This window comes from Bacillus sp. ISL-18, assembly GCF_018613415.1.
Lineage (GTDB): Bacteria > Bacillota > Bacilli > Bacillales > Cytobacillaceae > Neobacillus.
Window position 1 is genome coordinate 105,890 of record NZ_JAGGQG010000003.1, and the last position, 22,715, is coordinate 128,604.

Annotated in this window: 20 protein-coding genes; 6 read left to right on the forward strand and 14 right to left on the reverse strand. The window is 39.7% G+C overall.

What is annotated here, in order from left to right:
* Positions 1-203: 203 nt before the first annotated feature.
* Together J7E81_RS06390 and ade are read left to right on the forward strand one after the other, a co-directional pair.
* Entirely contained in the window at positions 204-674 is a 471-nt protein-coding gene (locus J7E81_RS06390) for a nucleoside deaminase (protein WP_215041330.1), read from the forward strand.
* Positions 675-698: 24 nt separating this feature from the next.
* On the forward strand, positions 699-2,435 hold the full coding sequence (ade, locus tag J7E81_RS06395) for an adenine deaminase (protein ID WP_215041331.1): 1,737 nt from the start codon (positions 699-701) through the stop codon (positions 2,433-2,435).
* A 35-nt stretch (positions 2,436-2,470) separates the two neighbouring features.
* On the opposite strand, the gene J7E81_RS06400 is transcribed toward ade, so the two are convergent.
* Positions 2,471-3,442, reverse strand: coding sequence for a bile acid:sodium symporter family protein (locus J7E81_RS06400; RefSeq protein WP_215041332.1), 972 nt, complete (start codon positions 3,440-3,442; stop codon positions 2,471-2,473).
* A gap of 81 nt (positions 3,443-3,523) precedes the next feature.
* Positions 3,524-3,847 (reverse strand): YnfA family protein, encoded by a 324-nt coding sequence (locus tag J7E81_RS06405; protein WP_215041545.1) that lies wholly within the window; start codon positions 3,845-3,847, stop codon positions 3,524-3,526.
* 207 nt (positions 3,848-4,054) lie between these two features.
* On the opposite strand from J7E81_RS06405, the gene J7E81_RS06410 reads away from it, so the two are divergent.
* The 3 genes from J7E81_RS06410 (at position 4,055) to J7E81_RS06420 (ending at position 6,709) form a co-directional block, all read left to right on the forward strand.
* Positions 4,055-4,444, forward strand: coding sequence for a YuzC family spore coat inner layer protein (locus J7E81_RS06410; RefSeq protein WP_215041333.1), 390 nt, complete (start codon positions 4,055-4,057; stop codon positions 4,442-4,444).
* Between the two features lie 195 nt (positions 4,445-4,639).
* A complete protein-coding gene (locus tag J7E81_RS06415; RefSeq protein WP_215041334.1) occupies positions 4,640-6,001 on the forward strand; it encodes an MATE family efflux transporter in 1,362 nt (453 codons plus the stop codon).
* Positions 6,002-6,190: 189 nt separating this feature from the next.
* Complete coding sequence (locus J7E81_RS06420; protein WP_215041335.1) at positions 6,191-6,709, forward strand: DoxX family protein; 519 nt, start codon at positions 6,191-6,193, stop codon at positions 6,707-6,709.
* Positions 6,710-6,774: 65 nt separating this feature from the next.
* Here the strand turns inward: J7E81_RS06420 and J7E81_RS06425 are convergent, their stop codons facing one another.
* The 5 genes from J7E81_RS06425 to J7E81_RS06445 all read right to left on the reverse strand — a co-directional run bounded on the left by J7E81_RS06425 (position 6,775) and on the right by J7E81_RS06445 (position 12,176).
* A complete protein-coding gene (locus J7E81_RS06425) occupies positions 6,775-8,445 on the reverse strand; it encodes a glycoside hydrolase family 13 protein (RefSeq protein ID WP_215041336.1) in 1,671 nt (556 codons plus the stop codon).
* A 36-nt stretch (positions 8,446-8,481) separates the two neighbouring features.
* A complete protein-coding gene (locus J7E81_RS06430) occupies positions 8,482-9,450 on the reverse strand; it encodes a sugar phosphate isomerase/epimerase family protein (RefSeq protein WP_215041337.1) in 969 nt (322 codons plus the stop codon).
* Positions 9,451-9,545: 95 nt separating this feature from the next.
* Positions 9,546-10,574: a Gfo/Idh/MocA family protein gene (locus J7E81_RS06435; protein ID WP_215041338.1), complete on the reverse strand. Its 1,029-nt coding sequence runs from the start codon at positions 10,572-10,574 to the stop codon at positions 9,546-9,548.
* Between the two features lies 1 nt (position 10,575).
* Entirely contained in the window at positions 10,576-11,301 is a 726-nt protein-coding gene (locus tag J7E81_RS06440) for a ThuA domain-containing protein (protein ID WP_215041339.1), read from the reverse strand.
* A gap of 113 nt (positions 11,302-11,414) precedes the next feature.
* Positions 11,415-12,176: a sugar phosphate isomerase/epimerase family protein gene (locus J7E81_RS06445; RefSeq protein WP_215041340.1), complete on the reverse strand. Its 762-nt coding sequence runs from the start codon at positions 12,174-12,176 to the stop codon at positions 11,415-11,417.
* Between the two features lie 126 nt (positions 12,177-12,302).
* Between J7E81_RS06445 and J7E81_RS06450 the strand changes: the two genes are divergently transcribed.
* A complete protein-coding gene (locus J7E81_RS06450; RefSeq protein ID WP_215041341.1) occupies positions 12,303-13,076 on the forward strand; it encodes an AraC family transcriptional regulator in 774 nt (257 codons plus the stop codon).
* Positions 13,077-13,136: 60 nt separating this feature from the next.
* Here J7E81_RS06450 and J7E81_RS06455 read toward each other — a convergent pair whose 3' ends face one another.
* The 7 genes from J7E81_RS06455 to J7E81_RS06485 all read right to left on the reverse strand — a co-directional run bounded on the left by J7E81_RS06455 (position 13,137) and on the right by J7E81_RS06485 (position 22,669).
* On the reverse strand, positions 13,137-14,213 hold the full coding sequence (locus tag J7E81_RS06455; RefSeq protein WP_215041342.1) for a Gfo/Idh/MocA family protein: 1,077 nt from the start codon (positions 14,211-14,213) through the stop codon (positions 13,137-13,139).
* A gap of 150 nt (positions 14,214-14,363) precedes the next feature.
* Positions 14,364-15,191, reverse strand: coding sequence for a carbohydrate ABC transporter permease (locus tag J7E81_RS06460; RefSeq protein ID WP_215041343.1), 828 nt, complete (start codon positions 15,189-15,191; stop codon positions 14,364-14,366).
* Positions 15,192-15,234: 43 nt separating this feature from the next.
* Complete coding sequence (locus tag J7E81_RS06465; RefSeq protein ID WP_251028508.1) at positions 15,235-16,464, reverse strand: carbohydrate ABC transporter permease; 1,230 nt, start codon at positions 16,462-16,464, stop codon at positions 15,235-15,237.
* A gap of 207 nt (positions 16,465-16,671) precedes the next feature.
* Complete coding sequence (locus J7E81_RS06470; protein ID WP_215041345.1) at positions 16,672-17,985, reverse strand: ABC transporter substrate-binding protein; 1,314 nt, start codon at positions 17,983-17,985, stop codon at positions 16,672-16,674.
* Positions 17,986-17,995: 10 nt separating this feature from the next.
* On the reverse strand, positions 17,996-19,009 hold the full coding sequence (locus J7E81_RS06475; RefSeq protein ID WP_215041346.1) for a LacI family DNA-binding transcriptional regulator: 1,014 nt from the start codon (positions 19,007-19,009) through the stop codon (positions 17,996-17,998).
* Positions 19,010-19,262: 253 nt separating this feature from the next.
* Positions 19,263-20,852 carry a response regulator gene (locus tag J7E81_RS06480; RefSeq protein WP_215041347.1) on the reverse strand — a complete coding sequence of 530 codons (1,590 nt, stop codon included), beginning with the start codon at positions 20,850-20,852 and terminating at the stop codon, positions 19,263-19,265.
* Positions 20,849-22,669 (reverse strand): sensor histidine kinase, encoded by a 1,821-nt coding sequence (locus J7E81_RS06485; protein ID WP_215041348.1) that lies wholly within the window; start codon positions 22,667-22,669, stop codon positions 20,849-20,851. The genes J7E81_RS06480 and J7E81_RS06485 overlap by 4 nt, the downstream gene beginning before the upstream one ends.
* Positions 22,670-22,715 lie beyond the last annotated feature (46 nt).

Consider the following 22,715-nt stretch of genomic DNA (forward strand, 5'->3'; position numbering starts at 1 on the left):
ATTACATGTTTGGAATTTTTTCTAACGAGAATCAATTTGAAAAAGAATGTCAGATAGCCTTACAACAAAAGAGAAAATATCCGGGTGTTATAGAATAATAAATCTCAAGTTTAAAGGGGAAATTTTGCTTTCCCCTTTCACAAGGTAGGTATAAACCCATAATGACTAACGTTTAATATATAAAGTAGATTGGAGAGATTGTAATGTCGGCTGACAAATTTATGGAAGAAGCAATTGATGAAGCTCTCACCAATGTGATGACTAGTCATGGTGGACCGTTTGGAGCAATCGTTGTCAAAGACGGGAAAATTATCGGCAGAGGCCGGAATGAAGTTACTTCCTCAAACGACCCGACAGCCCATGCCGAAGTTCAGGCAATTCGCGAAGCCTGCCAAGCTCTTAAAAGCTATCAGCTTGAGGACTGTGACATCTATACGAGCTGCGAACCCTGCCCAATGTGCATTGGCGCCATCTATTGGGCTCGTCCAAAGGCTGTTTATTATGCCTGTACCAAAGAAGACGCAGCAAAAATTGGCTTTGATGATCAATTTATTTATGAACAACTCGCATTACCTTACGAAGCGCGAAAAATCCCAATGAAACAAATTTTCCCTGTAAATGGCGACCTGCCGTTTAGAACCTGGGAGAAATCACACACTAAGGTTGAATATTAATCTGATAAAAAGAGGATGTTGAAGATGGAGAGAAATCAATTAGAAAGAAGAATCTCTGTGGCATCTGGAAACGAACTTGCAGATACTGTTATTAAGAATGGAAAAATAATCGATGTCTTTAACGGTGAAATAATCGAAGCTGACATTGCCATTGTAGACGGATATTTTGCAGGAATAGGAGAATATAGCGGAAAAAATATCATTGATGCAAATGGCAGTTATGTTTCTCCTGCTTTCATTGATGGCCATGTCCATATTGAATCCTCTACGGTAACAGCCGGGGAATTCTCCAAAGTCCTTCTCCTTCATGGGGTTACGACCGTCATTGCGGATCCCCATGAAATTGCGAATGTCTCAGGAGCGGCAGGTCTTCAATATATGCTGGATTCTACGGAAGGCCTTGCATTTGACTTTTACTTTATGCTTCCCTCCTGCGTACCCGCAACAGCCTTTGAACATTCTGGCGCTATTCTTATGGCCGAGGATTTAAAGCCTTTTTATAAGCATCCGCGCGTCCTCGGGTTAGCAGAAGTAATGAATTACCCTGCCGTGGTAAATGCAGACCAAGATATGATCGATAAACTATCAGATGCAAAGAACTTAGGAAAAAAAATCGATGGTCATGCTGCTGGACTAAAAGCCGATGATTTAAACGTATATATGTCTGCGGGCATTCGAACTGACCACGAAAGTACAACGGCTGATGAAGCAAAAGAGCGTCTTCGTAGAGGAATGTACTTGATGATTCGTCAAGGGACTGTTGCCAAGGACTTACATCAGTTAATTGCTGTTGTGAATGAACATAATACCAGGCGCTGTCTGTTTGTAACAGATGATAAGCACCTAGACGACCTTGTTCAGGAAGGCAGTATTGACCATAATGTCCGGCTGGCGATTGCCTCTGGGATTTCCCCAGTCACTGCAATTCAAATGGCCTCTATTAATGCGGCCGAATGTTATGGCCTTGAAGAAAAAGGAGCTATTGCCCCCGGTTACAAAGCGGATTTCATCCTTTTCGATCACCTCGAAACCATCCAAATAACGAATGTATACAAAGATGGACTTGCGGTTGTCAAGGATGGCTTGCTAATCAATGAACCAAAAAGTCTGACTTTCCCCATCCCTGCATCCATAAGAGAATCGGTTCGCTTTCACGAGCTTGAAGAGGATAGTTTTCAGTTCCTTATTAAGGGCACGAAGGCCAATATTATTGAAATTATCCCTAACAGTCTCGTAACGATCCATCAAATAGAACAGGTGGATACGTGTGAACTTGGATTATTTCGACCATCCATTATTGCTGATCAATTAAAGCTGGCTGTCATTGAACGCCATCAGCTGACAGGGGAAATAGGTTTGGGGATTGTGAAAGGCTTGGGACTAAAATCAGGAGCCATCGCGACCACTATCGCCCATGATTCACATAACCTTATCATCGCAGGCACCAATAATAAGGATATGGTTGTGGCCGCAAATGCAATCAAAGATATGCAGGGTGGTATGGTTGTCGTTAATCAAGGAGAAGTAGTCGCCTCTTTAGAGCTTTCTATTGCAGGATTAATGTCTGATCGGCCATACAAGGAGGTGTACAGCAAGCTAAATGAAATCAATCTTGCTCTTAAGAAGATTGGAGCTAACGACCACCTTAATCCATTCTTAACACTATCTTTTTTATCTCTACCGGTTATTCCAGAGCTAAAGCTAACTGATCAAGGGCTATTCCAGGTGTCAACATTCAAGCATATTGGGATTAATTCATAATAAAAAGCCAGTTTTTTCACAACTGACTTTCCCATTTATAACGCAATCGATTCCTGACTGTCGATGGCTTTTTTACTATAATAACGTTCTACAAAATGACCATTTAACGACGCCAGCACTTGCTGGAATAGCATAGCAACTACAACCGGAACTGCTACTGCTGCAGGAAAAAACGAGACCGCTAAAACAGCACCGGCACTAATATTTCTCATCCCGCCTGTAAACGTCAAAGTGATAACAGTTCCTTGTCCTCTCTTCATCAAGCGTCCAATAAAGAAGGAAAACAAGTAGCCCGTTAAGGCAATGAAAAAGACAACTACTATTATACTAACCAGCTTAAAGCTAAAATTTTTCAAATAAGGCGCCACAACAGACCCATTCAGCATCACAACAATACCTAAACAAAGTTTTGAAAAAGGGGCAAGATTTGGTCCGATTTGTTCTTTCACTTTCCCCTTTGTAAGCTGGTTTAAAGTCATCCCAACCAATGATGGGATCACCACCATTCCCAACATACCTTTCATAATACTCATTGTATCCATATCGACCTTTTGACCGATAAATAATGTCAAAGTTAATGGAACAATAATCGGTGATAATAAAGTATCAATTAAGATAACCGATAAAACCAAAGGAATATTTCCTTTATAAATCGATACCCAAATGAAACTCGTGACACCCGTTGGAATAACCATGCCGAGAACAAGACCAGTGATGGTATAGGCATCTCCTGAAAAAGCAGCATGACCAATCCCCCAAGCCCAAAGCGGCATAATGACGTGTAAAATCATCAGGGCTAGGAATATAGGAAATGGATGTGTAATAACATCCTTTAATGATCGGAAGTTTGAACTTAAACTGCCTTCAAAAGTCATAAAGGCAAAAATCCAAGGAATTAAATAAGAAAACTCTTTTATATAAGTGCTTAAAAGAACGCCTAAAATCACGCTAACTGGAGTGATCAACGGCATAATTTTGACAAGTCGTTTATTTAAACTTTGCAGCATGTAAATCTCCTCCCTACCAAAGGATACCATAATTTCTTTAGAGGGAATGAAAAAAACTTCGTAAACCGAAAAAATTTTCCCTTAGTGTCTCGGTGCCCAAAGGATCACCGTCACGCCAATCAAACAAATCAACGTACCAATCCAATCATACATATCAGGGGTCTTTTTATCGATTCCCCACCCCCAGAGTACAGCTAGAAGAATAAAGACTCCCCCATATGCAGCGTATACCCTTCCAAACGAAGGGAATTTTTGAAACGTTGGGATTACGCCGTATGCGACTAAGACAATTGCGCCCGAAATTCCAAACCACCATGGCTTATCCTCACGAAGCCACAGCCAAATCAAGTACCCTCCGCCAATCTCTGCAAGTCCAGCTAGAATAAATAAAATAATGGTCTGAATAACAGAAATCACTCTCCTTTCTATATCCTTATCCTTTAATTTTAGCTCACTCCTCCACTTTAATAAAATCAAGAGGATTTTAAGATATAGTTAAAGTCTTAGATATCCCCTATATTGATCCCCCTGCTTCCTTCTATCGGCACAAAAGTCCACCTTCTGTCATACCGTATATTGCCTTGTGTTTTTATTTATGGAAGGAGAGAAAGCATGTACTACAACCCTTTTTATTATCCGGCTATTCCTCCCAATCAGGTTTATCCGACCTATACACTAAACGCTCCCATCCCACGCATGTATCCACCTGTCGATATCAATATATTTGAAACGTCCGTCAAAACCTTTCGTCTGTTAATGGCGCAGGGAAGTATACTTTTAGACCGCCTCGGTGATGCTCAATTTTCACGAAAGGTTATGAGTGCGGCCCAGCAAGGAAAACAGACTGAAGTTGATCAATTGATAAAATCAATTGGTTTAAGAGTACCTGTTCAGTCTAGATTCACACCTACTGGCGTGAATTTTACCCTTGCCACCCACCCTAGCCAGCTGCAATCAGTCAACTGCTGCACCTTAACCATTGCGATGAAATGGGGGAGATAATCCCTTCTCCATTTTTTCAAGACTAGCTGACTCGCAGATTAAGGAGTCAGTCTATTTTTTTATCATGTCTTATACAAGCCTCTATCGAATATGGTAAGAGAGACCGAGTGAGATTTCCACTATTTTTATCAGTCAGTTGGGTGTACAATGGAAGTTATGTTTTAATAAGTTACTAGAGCAAAGGGGTATAAAAGTTTGGAGGAAAAATCATATAAATATCAAGAACAATCTCTATTCAGTATTTCTTGGCCGCTTTTTATTGAACTTTCCCTGCATATGGGAATCGGTATTATCGCGACCTTCATGTTGGGGCATTTCTCGGATTCAGCGGCTGCCGGTGTTGGGGTTGCCAATCAGCTTTTAAATATATTTATTCTCGTCTTTAATGTGACTTCGATCGGGGGAACAGTTTTAATAAGCCAAAAACTCGGTGCCGGCCGTTTGAAAGATGCTAGACAGTTAGGACGCACAGTATTTGGACTGAACGTTTGGTTCGGCCTCATTGTAGCCTTCATCGTTTTCTTCTTCGGCGAACAGCTTTTACAACTATTTGATATCCATGGAAAAGTATATGACTACGGATTGACCTTTCTTCGTATATGCGGAATTTCGCTTTTCTTTGAATCTATTTCTCTTGCATTAAGTGCTATCTTACGAAGCCATGGGTATACAAAAGAATCAATGTTCGTAACAATGATGATGGATTTTATCAGTATAGGCGGAAATATCCTTGCTATAACAGGGATTTTCGGTTTACCGATTACCGGTGTCACAGGTGTGGCCTGGGCGATTGTTGTGGCACGTGCCTTTGCCGTTTGTGCTTTACTATATTTTGTATATAACCGGATGGCACTAAGACTGGAATTAAAAGATGTTATGACTGCTAAAAAAGAAGATATTAAGGGGCTGCTCGGTATTGGGATTCCCTCAGCGGGTGAGAATCTTTCTTATCAATTCTCACAGCTGATTATTACCAGTTTTGTTGTATCCATGGGTACAGCATCACTTGCGGCACGTGTCTATGTTTTAAATATAAACTATATTTGTTTTCTATTTACTGTGGCAATCGCCCAAGGGACGCAGTTGTTAGTGGCCCGGTACATTGGCGGCAGGCAGTATGACCGGGCTTTAAAGCGAGGCATTAAGACCTTGAAAATTGCCATGGCCGCCTCCACCTTAACCTCGTTAATAATCGCTTTGATTGGGTCGCCTTTACTAGAAACGTTTACAAAAAACCCGGAAATTATCGCTGTCGGCCTGCCTGTCTTATGGGCCATTGTCTTTGTGGAACCAGGCAGAGCGATGAATATTGTTTTAATGAATTCCCTTAAATCGGCGGGTGATGTTCGTTTCCCAGTGGTGATGGGCGTACTGTCGATGTGGGGAATAGCCGTCTCCCTCAGCTATCTGCTTGGAGTGCACTATGGACTTGGATTATTAGGTGTTTGGCTTGCCCAGGGTGCAGATGAATGGCTGCGCGGTTGTTTCGCCTTAAAACGCTGGTCTATGAAACCATGGGAGCGGCGCAAGGCTGCAAAAGCGGAACTTTCGATATAAAACAAAAAGTGGCAATCAGTTCAAAAGAACTGGCTGCCACTTTTTTATTTAATGGATTGTGATGTTCAATAGTTTGCCATAACATTTCGAACAAACTTTGAACTTATCACTATAACCATGTTTTTAACAATAAAAAGGAATATAGTAGAACCATAAAGAACAAACAAAAATAGAAGGGCGGAATCATTTATGTTTAACAAATTTTTAAGAGAGAATAAAATTGCAGCAGTGATCTTAACTGTTTTACGTGTATATCTTGGTTACTCTTGGGTTACAGCCGGTATAGGAAAATTAACGAGCGGAGGATTCGATGCTTCTGGTTTTATAAAAGGAGCGATTGCAAATCCAGTTAAAGGTCCAGACGGTGTAGTCGTTTTTGGCTGGTATGTTGATTTCTTAAAACACTTTGCATTGCCAAACGTTGATATCTTTAATATAGTCGTACCGGTTGGGGAAACTTTAATAGGTTTAGGTTTAATCCTTGGCTGCTTAACAACTGCAGCAATGTTCTTTGGTCTAGTCATGAACTTTACTTTCTTCCTAGCAGGAACCGTATCTCATAACCCTAGAGACATTTTCTTAGGCTTTATCATCTTAACTGCAGGCTATAACGCTGGTAAAATTGGTTTAGACCGCTGGGTTGTTCCTTTTATTAGAAAGATGAGTAACAGAAATGCAAATCCTGATAAAGCAAAAGCAACCGTGTAAAGATAGATATATATAAAAGACGATTCGGATTTTCGAATCGTCTTTTATTTTGAATAAACCCGAACTTACTTCAACAGATATACCCTTGTTTCATAAGGCTTTAGGTTGAATTCTCTACTTAATTTTTTGTCTGCTGTGTCATAATTGTTTAAAACCAATTCAGAACCCGTATAGGAGACACTCGTTGGAACTTTAAATCTAGTTGATTTTTCACTAAAGTTATTAATCACAATCGCCTTACGGCTTCCATGGCGACGGGTGTAAACAAATAAATGTTTATGGTTTGGTAATAACAAGTCGTAAGTTCCATATACAAACAGCGGGTTATCTTTCCGTAGTCGAATTAACTTTTTATAAAAAGATAAAATAGAGTCAGGATCATTTAGTTGAGACTCAACATTAATCTCTTTATAGTTTGGATTAATTCCCAGCCAGGTTTGATTTGCGGAAGTAAATCCTCCCATATTGGAAGCATTCCATTGCATCGGAGTCCGAGCGTTGTCACGGCACTGTTTCCAAATAATCTCCATAATCTCATCATGGGAACGGCCGTTTGCTGTTTCAACCTTGTAATAGTTAAGCATTCCAACATCATTATAATCCTCTATGGAAGGGAACTGGACATTGGTCATTCCGATTTCCTGACCTTGATAGATAAATGGCGTTCCTTTCATGAGAAAGTAAAGGGCGCCCAGCATTTTGGCGCTTTCTTTCCAAAGCTTGCGGTCATTCCCCCAACTTGAAACGCGGCGCGGCTGGTCATGGTTTTCAATGAATAAAGCGTTCCACCCTCTGCCCTCCAACCCTTTCTGCCATTTGGTCAGATTCTTCTTCAAGGCACGTACATCCACACGGTCATCTGCATCCTTATCCCAGAGACCTAGGAATTCAAATTGGAAAATCATATTAAAGTAGCCGTTGTCTTCACCGACCCATTTATCCGCATCGTCCAGCCCAACACCATTAGCTTCCCCAACCGTCATAATATCGTAGTTTTTAATCGTTTTTTGTGAGAATTCAGTTAGGAATTCATCAATCCCATCCACGTTCATCATTTTCGGAAAGCATGGGACAAAGTCTAGATTCTCAGGATTTGGCATATCGGGGAATCCGGGTTCTTTTTTTATGTGAGAAATCGCATCGACACGGAATCCATCTATGCCCTTATCAAGCCACCAATTGACCATGTCATATAAGGCATTTCTGACCTCAGGGTTTTCCCAATTTAAATCCGGCTGGCGTGGTGAAAAGATGTGCATGAAATATTGTTCAGTTTCTTTATCATATCTCCAGGCCGGTCCGCTAAAAATAGATTCCCAGTTATTTGGTGCCTTACCATCAATACCGTCTCTCCAAATGTACCAATCACGCTTTGGATTATCCTTGGAAGATCGTGACTCAATAAACCATGGATGCTCGTCACTTGTATGGTTAATAACCAAATCAAGTATTAATTTCATCCCGCGCTGATGAACTCCCTCAAGGAGCTCATCAAAATCAGCCATTGTTCCAAACTCATCCATAATATCTTGATAATCGGAAATGTCATAGCCATTATCATCATTGGGGGATTTGAACATTGGCGATAACCAAATCACATCAATGCCAAGCTCTTTTAAGTAATCTAACTTGGAAGTTACCCCCTTTAGATCGCCAATTCCGTCACCATTGCTGTCCACGAAGCTTCTAGGATAAACCTGATAGGCCACGCTTTCTTTCCACCACTTTTTATTCATTTGGCACCTCTAATTCTTAGATGTTTTTCTTAGGAGTTATACCCACCACATTTGTGAAACAGGCTGCTCAATTAAGACAGATTTTAAATTGTTTACAGCTCGCGTAAATCCTTCCTCTATCGACATGATTGGATCTTCATGCTCGATACTAACCACATAATCATAACCATATGTGCGAAGGGCGCTCATCATGTCAGACCATTCTTTTAAACCATGTCCACAGCCAACCGAACGGAACGTCCATGCCCGCGAACGTACTTCTCCGTATGGCTGCATATCTGTTAATCCATACATATTCACATTTTCTTGATCAATGTATGTGTCCTTTGCATGGAAATGATGGATGGCATTTTCTTTTGCTAAAATCTTAATGGCCGCTACAGGGTCAATTCCTTGCCACCATAAGTGACTTGGGTCTAAGTTAGCCCCAATTGCATCACAGGTTTCTTCACGTAATTTTAATAACGTATATGGGGTATGGACTAAAAAGCCGCCATGTAGTTCAAGACCGATTTTGACATTGTTATCTTTAGCATATTGGCCAACTTCTTTCCAATAGGGAATCAGCTTTTCTTCCCATTGCCATTTTTTAACGTCGCCATATTCATTTGGCCAAGGGGTAACAGGCCAGTTCGGATACTTTGCTCCTTCATGGTCTCCAGCTGTACCTGAAAAACAGTTAACAACCGGTACATTCAGTAACGATGCCAATTTAATTGTTTTTATAAGTGTTTCATGTGAGCTTTGAGCAAATTCTTTTTCAGGAGAAATCGGATTGCCATGGCAGCTGAACGCACTGATCGTTAATCCGCGTTCCTCTACTTTTTGAAAATATTCACTTCTTGCCTTTTCGTCTTCTAGTAGTAAATCTACATCACAGTGGCTGTTTCCTGGGTAGCAGCCGGTTCCAATTTCAACCGCATGTAATCCGGCCTTTTGAACAGTATCTAACATTTCCTCGAAAGTTTTTTCAGCAAACAATACAGTAAAGACGCCTAGTTTCATATTATAATCTCCTCACTTTTATTAACATTTTTTGATTACAATAAATAGTACAGAGTTGACCGCTATGTTTGCTGTCAACTCTATGTTTTTAATCGTTATCTTACTTTGACAATTTGCTTCGTTTCGTTTGACTTCAGTGCTCCTAGAATCACCTCTAGTGATTTCATTCCTTCTTCGCCAGGTACTGCAGGCTCTTCATCTAGCAGAATAGCATTTACAAAATGCTCGATGACATGGGTATTGTTTTGCCCCCCCGCTTCATTTGATTGAATTTTCCCTAGCTCATATTTCACTACTTCGCCATTGCTATATTGAACAACAAGAGAATTGATTGGATCATCTTCTAATCGCAGGATAGCCTTCTCGCCGTAAATAATGGTAGAGTTATCTTCCTTGCCGGTGTAAGCCCAACTGGCGGCGAGTGTACCGATAATGCCGCTTTCTGTTTTCAATACACAAACGGCATTGTCATCCACGTCAGCAAAATCCTTTGCATTCGTTTCAACAAAGGCGCCTACTTCAACAATTTCTTCTCCTAATACATAGCGCAATAAATCTGTTTTATGGACACCTAAGTCACCCATAGCACCGACAAACGCTTTTTCTTTTTCGAAAAACCAGCTTTCTTTTCCGTCAACACTCCAGCCTTCCGGACCGCCGTGACCAAACGCTGTACGGAAGCTGTAAATTCTGCCAGCTTCTCCGTTTGCAATCAGCTTGCGGGCTTTTTGATGGGACGGAACAAAACGCTGATTATGACCAATCATTAATTTTTTTCCGTTTTTCTCAGCTGCTGCAATCATCGCTTCAGCTTCTTCTTTAGAGGTTGCCATCGGCTTCTCGCAAAGGACATGAAGACCTGCTTCTAAAGCAGCAATGGTGATAGGGGCATGGAGATAGTTTGGTGTACAAACACTTACTGCGTCCACCTCACCACTTTTTAGCAACTCGTTAAAATCCGTATAGGAAAGAACACCGTATTTTTCGGCTGTTTCGATTGCCCGCTCTTGATTAATATCACAAACGGCCGTAAGCTCTACATTTGGATTTACTTGGTACTCTGGTAAATGACGATGCTGGGCAATACTGCCGCAGCCGATTACGCCTACTCTGATCTTTTTCATATTAGTTTCCTCCCTTAATTTCCTCAAGTGGTTTAGAATTTCCGTATACCGGCCGTTCTCGTTTAACTGGCTGCGCCCATTTAACCGCGTTAATAATTACTCGCTGAATTTGTTGATTATGATAGGTAGGATAGGTTTCATGACCTGGTCTGAAATAAAATACTTTTCCGTTTCCGCGCTTGTATGTACAGCCGCTGCGGAATACTTCGCCGCCCTCAAACCAGCTAGTGAAAATTAGTTCATCTGGCTGCGGGATATCAAAATGCTCGCCATACATTTCCTCATGCTCTAATTCGATATATTCAGGGATTCCTTCTGTAATTGGATGACTCGGACTCACGACCCAAAGTCGTTCCTTTTCGCCCGCTTCGCGCCATTTTAAATCACAGCTTGTTCCCATTAAGGTCTTAAAAATTTTTGAAAAATGCCCGGAGTGAAGGACGATTAGCCCCATTCCATCAAGGACGCGCTGGCGCACCTTCTCCACGATTTCATCGTTTACTTCACTATGAGCGACATGCCCCCACCAAACTAATACATCTGTGGTATTGAGGACATCATCCGTCAAACCATGTTCAGGCTCATCAAGGGTAGCTGTTCTTGTATCAAAGCCTTCCGACTGAAGGAATTCAGCGATGGCTCCATGGATTCCCTTAGGATAAATATCCCTTACGACAGGATCTTTTTGTTCATGACGGTTTTCATTCCACACGGTTACATTCAACATGTTTGAACACTCCTTCTCGTTGTTCACTTTATCTATTATTTTAGAGAATACCAGAATAATTGAAACTGCTTACATTGACAAATAGGGTGAAAAATATTGAACAAAATGATTTACTAGCGACGCGGCAGTTTTGTTTTCAAATAATTGATACTAATTTCGATACTTTCTAGAGGTGTCCGCCGGCTTACATCCTGCTCGACCACCCACCATTGAATATCAACTTGTTCGCCCTTCTTAAGCACAGCTTCTAGGTCAACGCCGCCTGTGCCAAGTTCTGCGAAGAATTGTTCGTCATCGATTGTCATGTCTTTCAAGTGAATTAATGGTGTTCGATTTTGATATCGTTCTATCCACTCTGCCGGCTTTTGGCCCGCTTTAGTCAGCCAGTAAATATCAAGCTCTGCCTTTACCATGTCAGGGTTTGATTCTTCAAAAATCGCTTCAAGCGCCATTCTTCCATCAGATAAGCGCTCAAGTTCAAAATCGTGATTATGATAGCAAAGGGAAATCCCCTCCTGACGACAAATCTCACCTGCATGTTCTAAAAATGAAATAAGGGCTTTGTAGTCACTTTCACTGCGGCGATCTGGCATTAGATAGGGACATACAACATACTTACTTCCTAATATCTTTTGATCTTCAATGACCTGTGCCAGGTTGTTTTCTAACTGCTCAAGCGGCACATGGCAGGCAGCTGTTTTAAGTCCAAGCTCATCTAATAACTCTCTTATTTCCATCGGAGTTAATCCATGGTAACCAGCAAGCTCAACACCATCAAAGCCAAGCTCTGACACTTTTTTTAGGGTACCTGTAAAATCTTTTGCACTTTCTTCCCTTAATGTGAACATTTGTACCGCTACTGGAATATTTCTCATCCTTAGTCCTCCATTTCTAGAAACCTAGCTCATTTGATTACATCTTATATTTTATTTCTACTACTAAACATAGATGATATAATTAAAACATCTACTATTCTGCTATCTTTTGCGAAGAGGAAAATTATGACCACAAACATACTTTTTTGCGGCTACTCCTATCATACAAAGGGATATCACTCCCAACATAAATCCGGATACCCTTCCTATCTTTTTCGACTGCAAACAGAAGGGCTATGCGAGGTAGTCGTAAAAGGAACCAAAATGGAACTTAAGAAGGGCGATCTCCTTCTAATTAAACCAGGCGATCATTACGAACTACTTGTTAATGAAGGGCAAATTAGCGGAGACTATCACATCGGATGTGAGGGAGCATGGCTCGACGAATGGTGGAACCGTTCCGCTAAGCCTCCCATTTCCCGTATTGAATTAGATGAAAAGCTGCTGCTCCTATGGCGTCAGATATTAATTGAAAAGAGACGTCCTGGTTCCAATCAGAATGAGGAACTTGCTGACTATCTAGTCCGAGCCCTTTGTTTAACGCTTGAACGTGCTGTTAGTGAAACAGTCCCTTCCTACCATTATCCATATCCAGTAACACGGATGATGAGATACATTGAGGAGCATGCGACAATCCAGTTTAAAGTCGAGGATGTAGCACGCCATTCAGGATTGAGTGTCTCCCGGTCGGTTCATCTTTTTAAAAGCAGTGTGGGAAAAACGATCATGGAATACACGCAGGAAATTCGCTTATCCGCTGCCCTTGAACGGATGAAGTACACTGCGCTAACACTTGAACAAATCGCTGAAGACTGTGGTTTTGGCACCTATCCCTATTTTCATCGTGTGTTTAAAAAGAAGTATGGTATTGCCCCTGGTATGTACCGCCGGCTTGAATAATAGATGGAAAAGGTTAGAAAACATCAGTTTTCTAGCCTTTTCGATTTCTTATTAACTAACTTAATTCAATTTTGAAGGTACAAGATCAAAGTCTTTAATGACTTGGTTAGTTTCGGCTGATTTAAAAATTGTTTCCATTAATCGCAGGACACGTAAGACTTCCTCGTTTTTCACGATTGGTTCAGCATTCCCTGCCACTACTGAAACAACATTTTCATAAAAGCTTTCCATTGTTTTTTCTACTTTAGGTAAATCAGATGTAGTCACAGACTTTTCAGACGGAGGTGCCATTGTCTTCGTTAAGCCCTGTCCAGCCTTAATCGGTTTAGGGGCTTCTACTTCGCCCAGATTCTGAGTGACAACTTTACCATTAATATCCCAATCGTTAATGACTGCTGTACCTTTGGTTCCTTTTGTATACCAACGCGGCAGTTGAATAAAATTGGTGGTTCCAACCTCTATCAATGAAGTGATACCGTTTTCAAATGTAATAAACACTTGAAATCCATCATCTACCTCGTCCCCCAGAATGTAACTTAAATTAGCAAAGACACTTGTAATCTTGCTATCAACCATAAATAAGAGCTGATCTAATAGATGGACACCCCAGTCAAGCAGCATCCCGCCGCCAAATTCTTTCAAGTGACGCCAGTCTCCAGGAATTCCATTTGCTCCTTGAACCCGTGATTCGATATGAAAAACATCTCCGATTATCTGTTCATCGTAAATCTTTTTCATCGTTAGGAAGTCTTCATCCCACCTGCGGTTCTGGTGGACAATAAAGGCACGGTCATTAATTTTTGCGGCTTCCATAATCTCAAGCAACTCTTCACTGTAAATAGTAACCGGCTTTTCACAAATTACATCCTTACCTGCGTTCAAAGCTGCGATAGCAATTTCTTTATGTACATCATTAGGGGTAGCAATTAGAACAAAATCAACAACATCGTCAGACAAAACGGCAGATAAACTTTCATAGACCTTGTAGCCGTCTGCCAAAGAAGCTGTTCTTCTATCCTCAGATATGTCATAGGTTCCAACAACCTCAATGTTTTGGTTTTCTTTTAATAGCTTTGCATGATAGCTTCCCATACCGCCGTAACCAACAATAACTAAATGATAGTGTTTATTCGTCATCTTATTTTCTCCTTTTTTTACACCTATTCTCCTACAGGCATTTTGGTATTCTCATAAACTTATAAAAACATTTCATAATTGATTCCATCTTATTATGAACATGCGAATTAAAACATAGATTATATAGTTAAAAGATGAACTATTTTGCTATTATTCTTTAACTGAGCCCGAGGTTAAACCGGATACAATCCTTCGTTGAAAGATTAGAACCATAATAACCAGTGGAACACTTACTACAACTGTAGCGGCTGCAATCTCACCCCATGGAATGGTAAATTGCCCTTGGAACATGGCAATTCCAATCGGTACGGTCTTATACTTATCATCCGTATTAATGGTAAGGGCAAAAAAGAACTCATTCCAGGCGGCAATGAAAACAAGGATCGCAGTTGTAAATATTCCCGGTAACGCCAGCGGCATGATGACCTTCCAATAAGTTTGCATTAAAGTTGCTCCGTCAATTTTTGCTGCTTCTTCAAGATCCAGTGGTATCTTACGAAAGAAAGTGACTAGAATCCAAATGGACAGCGGCAGCGTAAAGGTTGAATAAGGAATAATCAATCCTAAATAGGAGTTCGTTAATCCAAGGTTCTTTAAAAAGATATAAATTGGTGTAATGGTTGCAATTTGTGGAAACATCGAAACAGATAGGACAATCCCAAGAATAAATGTTTTTCCTTTAAATTGAAGCCTCGCAATCGCATAGGCAGCAAACGAAGCAACGGTCACGGCATACACAGTTGTAACAGTTGAAACCACAATACTGTTCCATAAATATTTTAAAAACGGATGTTCAAAGAAGACGGATTTATAATTCTCCATTGTCGGATGTGAAGTATAAGGAGTAAAAGCCTTGTCCCCGAAAAGTTCAGTTGCTGGTTTTATCGAACTAATCAGCATCCATAAAAATGGGAACATGACAACAAAGACAAAGACGATCAGAAACACATAAAAGAATGGACTCGCTTTTTTCTGCATGTTAAAATTCCTCCCTCAAAAATGGCGTTCTTCCCAAACTACCTTATCTGTCATTTAGCAAGTCTCTACCCAGAAATTTGATATAAATCATGGAAATGATGGCGACACAAATAAATACAATGACAGAGAGGGCAGAACCATCACCAAAATTCGTTTGAGAAAACATCACTTTATAAGCGAGGATAGAAATAGTTTCGGTAGAATTGGCAGGCCCGCCACCGGTTAGAACGTAAATTAAGTCAAAAACACGGAATGCATCAAGCGTTCTAAAAAGAAGTGCAACAAGTATGCTTGACTTTAATAGTGGTAAAGTAATTTTTGTGAATTGCTTCCACTTTCCTGCTCCATCAATGGAAGCTGCCTCGTATAGTGAATCTGGAATCGTTTGAAGTCCTGCCAATAACAGTAATGACATATAGGGAGTGGTTTTCCATACATCAGAAAAGATAACTGAAAACATGGCACCTGTATCTGTTACTAGAAGTTTTTCCATCTTATCAACCAAACCGAAATCGGCAAACAGTTTGGCGATAATCCCATTCTGCCCATCATATAAAAACTTCCACATAAGGGCAGAAACAGCGGTCGGAATAGCCCAGGGGATCAGAATACTCGCCCTAATCAGCCCTCTACCAATGAATGCCTTATTGATTAATAGGGCAATAGCCAGTCCTAAAACTAGTTCCGCCAAAACAGAAATGATGGTAAATGTAGTAGTATTTCCAATCGCTTTCCACATTCTGCTTGAGCTTAAATTATCTTTGTAATGCTGCAAACCAATAAAGTTAGGTTGAATGAGAGCATCGCCATATCCAGCAGCTAAACCTAAAAGTTTCTTCTCTTGTGTAAACTTAACTTTAAGGGACAATGCCTTTATTTTTTTATTAATCTTTAATGAGGTTTTTTCATATTCATTTGGCATTGTTCGATCAATCTTTGCAATGCTAATTTCGGAGTTGACCTGTTCAAAATTCATTAGCTTATCATTTACAGTAGTATATTTCGAGCTGATTTCAGATTTGCTTTGAATCTTTTTATCCAATGATTGCAGTTGATTTTTAATAGCTTGAAGCTCTTCAGCTCCGTTCCCACTCTTGATTTCATTGTCAATCGTACCAATTAAAAACGGATAGTTATTCAGATATCGTTCTAAGTCGAGATTATAACTTAAGTGGACTTCCGATTTAGTGGGGTTGTTTAATTTTAAATCAAATAAACTGAAATAAAAGGATTGCAGAACAGGCCATATCGCAATGAGGAAAATTAATATCATAGCAGGGGCGACAAGATAATACCCTGCTGTTTTCTCTGTAAAAATCCTCTTTCTTTTCTTTTTCGGGGTAATAGAAGTATTTGTAACTGATGTTTGATAATCATCTGTTTTTATATTAAGGTCATTATTTTTCATGTTAACCCCTCCTTTTTAGGGAATAAAGAGGATTAGCCTTCAAGGTGAATGCTAATCCCCTAGCTTCTAATGTTATTGATTTAGGGCCGCCTTCATTTCTTTTTCCATTGTTTGAGCCGCTTGTTCAACGGTTTGTTCCCCTGCAATGGCTTTTGATATATTAATTTGAATAATCTCAGAAATTTCTGGATAATTTGGAGCTACTGGTCGAGAAACTGCTGCACTTAAGCCATCTACGAAGCCTTTATCAGCAAAAGTTGGATTAGCTTTTAGAATCTCTTGATCTTGGTAAAGCTTTGTAATCGTTGGGGCATGTCCGCCATAAATTGCATCAATCTTTTGACCTTCAGCACCAGCCATGAACTTTAAGAATTCCCAGGCTTCTTTTGGATGTTTAGAATACTTATTGATACCAGCCATCCAGCCGCCTAATGCCGCCGCAGATCCTTTGTCACCTGCTGGAAGAGGTGCTACACCTACCTGGTCTACGATTTTGGATTTTTCTTTGTCGTTAGCACTTGCATATTCATATGGCCAGTTACGTAAGAACACGGTTTGGCCTTCAATAAAGGCTTGGTCTGATTCAATTTCAGTAAAAGTAGTAACGTTACCAGGTACTACATCGGACTTGGCCACTTCTACTAATTTCTTTAAACCTTTGATTGCTTCAGGACTATTCACGGCTACGTTACCACTCTTATCGATAAACGCTCCTCCATAAGAAGCAACAAATTCTACAGCGTTACACACAAGTCCTTCATACTGTTTTGATTGAAAAACATAACCAAATTTGGTGTTGCCCTGTCCCTTTTTTTCCTTTGCCTTTGCCAATAGCTCATCCCACGTCTTCGGTACTTCGTCTGCTTTTACTAAATCTTTTCGATAGAAAAGAAGTCCTGCATCAACAAATTTAGGAAGGGCCCATTGTTTGCCGTTAAACTGGGCTGCACCTAATGCTCCCTGGTTATATTCATTTAAGTCAATTCCATCTTGTTGGATAAAGCGGTCAAGTGGAAGCACATAGCCAGCTTGAGCAAATTCAGCAGGCCAAATTACATCCATATCAATAACATCAATTTCGGAGGATTTTGCATTAAAAGCGGTTATATATGCATCATGCTGCTTTCCAGTATCGGAGGGCATTTCCCGGAACTCAATATCAATATTCGGATGTGTCGCTTCAAACGCTTCGACCATTTTTTCTGTTCCCTTTGTAACATCCTTTCCGCGTGCATAAACGAGTTTTACTTTTTGCTCGGCCGAAGTCTTTGTCTTGTCACCAGCTGGCTTTTCCTTTGTGCTTGTTTGATCGGAACTACAGGCAGCAAGTGCCAAGGATAAAGTGGCAAATACGGCTAAAAGTTTGGCTTTATTAGACTTTTTCATGTTCTTCCCCCTATATTGAAAACGATTTCAATTTTGACATTGTTGAATCTCTAATTACCAAATCATAGGGTAATAGAATCTCTTGGTGGTTGAGTTCTTTCTTAAAAGCAATAAGATCAATCATTACTTCCATTGCTGTTGTTCCAAGTTCTTCAATGGGTTGTCTAATGGTTGTGAGAGCGGGTTCTACCACTTTGCAAATTGGCTGGTCATCAAAGCCAATGATTGCAATATCACCCGGCACACTTTTACCCATCGCCTTAGCGGCAATAATCATTCCAGCCGCCACTTGGTCACTTCCCGTAAAAACTGCCGTAGGTGCTTCTTTCAAATACATCATTGTTCTAAAAACCCTTTTACCGTCTTCAAGGTCGAATACATTTGAAAATATCCATTCGTCTTGAACCAATAGTCCTTTTTCCGCCAGTGCTTTCCTGAACCCGGCCTGTCTATCCTTAGCTAAGTTACTTTTATCGCCACAGGTGCATGCGATTCGCTCATGCCCTTGTTCGATCAAGTGCCGTGTTCCTATGTAGCCGGCCTCAAATTGATCCATTCGAATGATGGGCACTTTTGTATTTCTTTCATATTCATTGCATAAAACCATGGGGCCAAACGATGCAAATGGTTCAATTTTTTTCCATTCATTTTCATAGGAAGTTAAGATTAAACCATCTACTTGTTTTGTTCTTAATAGCTCCAGAAAATCAAGTTCTTTCTGTTTGCTATATCTCGTTTGGCAAATAAGTAACTGAAGATGGTTCTTAGTTGCTACCATATCCATCGATTCCAGTAAGTAAGCAAAAAATGGATTTGTAAGGACTGGAACTATTATGGCGATGGTGTCCGTTCTTTGATTTCGAAGCCGCTGAGCTGTTGTGTTTGGAACATAATTTAACGACTCCATTGCTTCATGAACTAACCTTTTTTTACCTTCTGTAACATTCGGGTGATTGTTAAGCACCCTAGAAACGGTAGCTCTTGATAGCCCTGCTCTTTTTGCTACATCAGCAATGGTTGCCAAACAAAATCCCCCCCTTTTCCCTCCTTTAAATAGATATTCTTTTTCTATGTAATCGATTTCAACAATAAAGAAAGCGATTACATTTTTACTTTAATGGATTTCTATTCCAAATTCAATAAATATTTACAGAAAAGTGATAGATTTCAAAAATATATTTAAAGGTTTAATACTTTTCCTAAATTATAACTTCATGAATGAAAAACGTTTACTTATATAAGGATAAAAAATAAGCAGGATCCGATTTCGGCCCTGCTTATTTCTGATTAATATGTAATTCCCGATACTCATTGGGCGTTACGCCTTCAACCTTTTTAAATACCTTTCGAAAATACTTGTCGTCCTGGTAACCGATCATATTGGCAATTTCATAGATTTTCAGCTCACTATTTCTTAATAATGATTTTGCCCGCTCCATGCGGATCTTGATCACATACTCGGAAATATTAACATTAAACTCTTGCTTGAATTTTCTCGAAATATATTCTCTGCTAATATAAAATTGGTCTGATATCTCTTGGAGCTTTACATCCCGATCAAAGTTCGCCTGTAAATATTTCTCTATCTCATATATGACATTGTTGCCTTTCTGAACTGTCTTTCGCTTCACTCTCTTTAAAAAGATGGAAACTTCCCGTAACGTGCGCTCAATATAGGCTTCGAGCTCGAATGTACCATACTGGTTAAAAAATGAATCGACCCGATATTCAATATGATTCGACACTTTCACGGCTAAATCAAAATGTTTAAACCAGCGATTACTAATATTGAGATACTCATTCTCAAGCAGGAGCAGCTGGCTCCAGGCTAAATAATGGCCTTCCGTATAATCTTTAGAAATTTTCTTAATCAAATCTTCAAAAGCTCTGATCTCACTTGCTTGCACAGCTAATTCAATTTCCGATGAATAGGCATAAAGATTTTTTAATTCAGGCGTATGAAGAACATCTTGCCGGTAAACCTTGTTCTCCATACTATCTAATACATTGCTGTTTAATAGGACCTGCTTGGCATGTTGATAAGAATTCAATAATTTGTTCCTTTTATTTACCTCTATTCCAACTGCAATATGACATGAAACATTTATGACATTCAGAATCGCTTTATAGATGCGTCCCAGCAGTTCCTCTATTTGGGCAAATTGATTCCAAAACACAATGACAATTTCACCTTTATTTGCCAGGTAGCGAAAGGCTATACCACATTCTTTTTCTTGTAAAATCTCATTTATGACATTCAAAAGTGTAAAATACGTTAAATCCCTGTCTCCTTGAAAAGCCTCTATCGCTTTCCGATTAATCCGGACCAGCGCGACAAGGTATTTTTGTGCTTTAGTAAAACCGAATTCCTCATACCATTCTTCTTTAAGATTATCACTATTCAATAATTGAGTAAGTTTCCGATCCCGGTAAACTGGCTTCATTTCATTTATTAATTGATAGCTGGTCGTTTTACTATTTCGTTCCTCTTCCTCCTTTATCCATTCCTTCACCACTTTTGCCAACGTTTGGTTTAATATTTCCGGGTCAACCGGCTTTAATAAATAGTCTGAACTGCCAAAATGAATGGCTTTACGCATATAGTGATAATCATCATAACCCGTTACCACAATCGTTTTACTAGTTGGCTGATTTTCTTTAATCCACTCTAACAACTGTGTACCATCCATCTTGGGCATTTTCATATCAGAAAAAATGATTTCCGGGCGAAGAGTTTGGATAAGCCGGATCGCTTCTTCGCCACTACTGGCCTCATAAATCTCCGTAATCCCATTCTGTTCCCATTCCCCGAGCAGATTAATTCCCTCACGAACGTGTTTTTCATCATCGACGATTAAAACTTTCATGGATGTACCACCTCATTTTTTATATCTCTTGGAATGATGATCGTAACCGTAAATCCGCCGTCTTCGCTGCCGTCAACTTCCATTTCCACCTGACTGCTATAATAAATCTTTAACCGGTCATAAATATTTTTTAAACCAATACCAGTGCTTTTGGACTTTCCGTCACTCTCGTTATCAGCCAATTCCCGGCGAAGTTGTTCAAGAGCGTCCTCCCTAACACCCACTCCGTTATCTTGGACAGAAATGCATAAATACTCGTCATGCTCCCCTCTTGCTGTAATGACAATTGTTGCTTTCTCTAGCTTTTGATCAAAGCCGTGCTTAAAACAATTTTCGACAATCGGCTGTAGGATCATTTTTGGTACTAGAACCTCTTCTATACCTTTTTCAATATTTAATTCAAACTCAAACTGCTCGTCAAATCGTTGCTTTTGTAAATTAAGATAGGATTTAACATGGTTCACCTCTGCTAAAAACGGGACAATATCATCCTTCATATTCATGCTGTAACGCATGATATTCGATAATGAGTTTAATAACGAATACACCTGAACTGCCTTCAATTTTAATGCTAGCGTTCCAATCGACTGAAACGCATTATATAAAAAATGCGGATTTATTTGGGACTGGAGAACCCTTAACTGGGAAGATTTATTTTCAATCTCCAGTTTATATTCACGTTCAATTAACTCATTTATTTTCGAAATCATTAATTTGAAATGCCTGCCCAGCATCCCAATTTCGTCATTTCCTAATGATTCAAAATCTGCTTCAAACACACCTTTTTCTACTTTTTTCATATTAGCAATTAATACTTTGATTGGAGCAGTAAGTCTGAAAGAGATGAACATAGTAGCAAATAAAACGATAATAAGCGTAATAATAACAATAATTATATTGGTAAATACCGTCTGCCTCGCACCTTGATAAAGTACATCATAAGGAATTCTTTTAACAATGTACCAATTTTTAAACGAATCAGAGAACTTTTGGTAGACAATAACGCCTGAAAATTTTTCGTCTTTCCACTCAAGACTTTTATTAGCCTCCGGTTCCTTCTTTAGTTGCTTAAACCACGCATCTTTATTAGCCTTGCCAATTACGTTGTTATTTGAAGAATACACGACAACTCCATCTTCATTCATTATGTATAAGTCTTCAATCCCATCCGTATATAACCTTCCAGAAATATCTCTTATCTTGGAAAGATTAATATCGATCGATACAAAACCTAAAATAGTATCTAATGGTACATCTCTTATAATCGTATGGAAACTTAAAACCTGGTTTTTCTCGGAATTAGGAATCACCGACAAGTTATTGTAACTATAAATCTCATGAGGGGGTTCAATAACGGAAAAGTCATGAGACCGGCTTAAGCGGGCATAGAAGGGATTGGACAAGATACTCTCGTATTTCCCCCTGCCGCTAATCCTAGAATGATAGTTGGTAAAGGAATCTTTCCCCTTATCTATATAAAGAAGCATTTGTTCGACTTCTGGCCGGGAATTAAAGGTATAGGCGAGCATTCTCCGAACTTCTTCTTGATTACTGCTTAGGTTGTCTGATATCCCAACCCTCATTACCGACATAAATGGAGTATATCGATATAAAACAGTCGACATTTGTGCGACGTCTTCTAAATAAGTACTTAGCTCCGCTTCCCCTTTAACGATTAAATCATGATTCGTAGAGACAAAACGGTCATTTATTGACTTTGTCGTTTGATAATACGTGATCGTAATCGCAATTCCAAAAGGGAGTATGATGACAGCCATTAAAGTGATAATTAGTTTAGTTCGGATCCCCCATTGCATTAGCTCTTGGGCTAGTCCTTAAACTTGAACTAGCCTCCCCCCTTTT

Excerpts from the sequence above, each read along its gene's own strand:
- J7E81_RS06450 (WP_215041341.1), top strand. The coding sequence starts at position 12,303 with ATGACCACAAACATACTTTTTTGCGGCTACTCCTATCATACAAAGGGA.
- J7E81_RS06470 (WP_215041345.1), bottom strand. The coding sequence starts at position 17,985 with ATGAAAAAGTCTAATAAAGCCAAACTTTTAGCCGTATTTGCCACTTTA.
- J7E81_RS06465 (WP_251028508.1), bottom strand. The coding sequence starts at position 16,464 with ATGATATTAATTTTCCTCATTGCGATATGGCCTGTTCTGCAATCCTTT.
- J7E81_RS06445 (WP_215041340.1), bottom strand. The coding sequence starts at position 12,176 with ATGAGAAATATTCCAGTAGCGGTACAAATGTTCACATTAAGGGAAGAA.
- J7E81_RS06440 (WP_215041339.1), bottom strand. The coding sequence starts at position 11,301 with ATGTTGAATGTAACCGTGTGGAATGAAAACCGTCATGAACAAAAAGAT.
- J7E81_RS06420 (WP_215041335.1), top strand. The coding sequence starts at position 6,191 with ATGTTTAACAAATTTTTAAGAGAGAATAAAATTGCAGCAGTGATCTTA.
- J7E81_RS06435 (WP_215041338.1), bottom strand. The coding sequence starts at position 10,574 with ATGAAAAAGATCAGAGTAGGCGTAATCGGCTGCGGCAGTATTGCCCAG.
- J7E81_RS06410 (WP_215041333.1), top strand. The coding sequence starts at position 4,055 with ATGTACTACAACCCTTTTTATTATCCGGCTATTCCTCCCAATCAGGTT.
- J7E81_RS06480 (WP_215041347.1), bottom strand. The coding sequence starts at position 20,852 with ATGAAAGTTTTAATCGTCGATGATGAAAAACACGTTCGTGAGGGAATT.
- J7E81_RS06400 (WP_215041332.1), bottom strand. The coding sequence starts at position 3,442 with ATGCTGCAAAGTTTAAATAAACGACTTGTCAAAATTATGCCGTTGATC.
- J7E81_RS06390 (WP_215041330.1), top strand. The coding sequence starts at position 204 with ATGTCGGCTGACAAATTTATGGAAGAAGCAATTGATGAAGCTCTCACC.
- J7E81_RS06455 (WP_215041342.1), bottom strand. The coding sequence starts at position 14,213 with ATGACGAATAAACACTATCATTTAGTTATTGTTGGTTACGGCGGTATG.
- J7E81_RS06430 (WP_215041337.1), bottom strand. The coding sequence starts at position 9,450 with ATGAAACTAGGCGTCTTTACTGTATTGTTTGCTGAAAAAACTTTCGAG.
- J7E81_RS06485 (WP_215041348.1), bottom strand. The coding sequence starts at position 22,669 with ATGCAATGGGGGATCCGAACTAAACTAATTATCACTTTAATGGCTGTC.
- J7E81_RS06460 (WP_215041343.1), bottom strand. The coding sequence starts at position 15,191 with ATGCAGAAAAAAGCGAGTCCATTCTTTTATGTGTTTCTGATCGTCTTT.
- ade (WP_215041331.1), top strand. The coding sequence starts at position 699 with ATGGAGAGAAATCAATTAGAAAGAAGAATCTCTGTGGCATCTGGAAAC.
- J7E81_RS06425 (WP_215041336.1), bottom strand. The coding sequence starts at position 8,445 with ATGAATAAAAAGTGGTGGAAAGAAAGCGTGGCCTATCAGGTTTATCCT.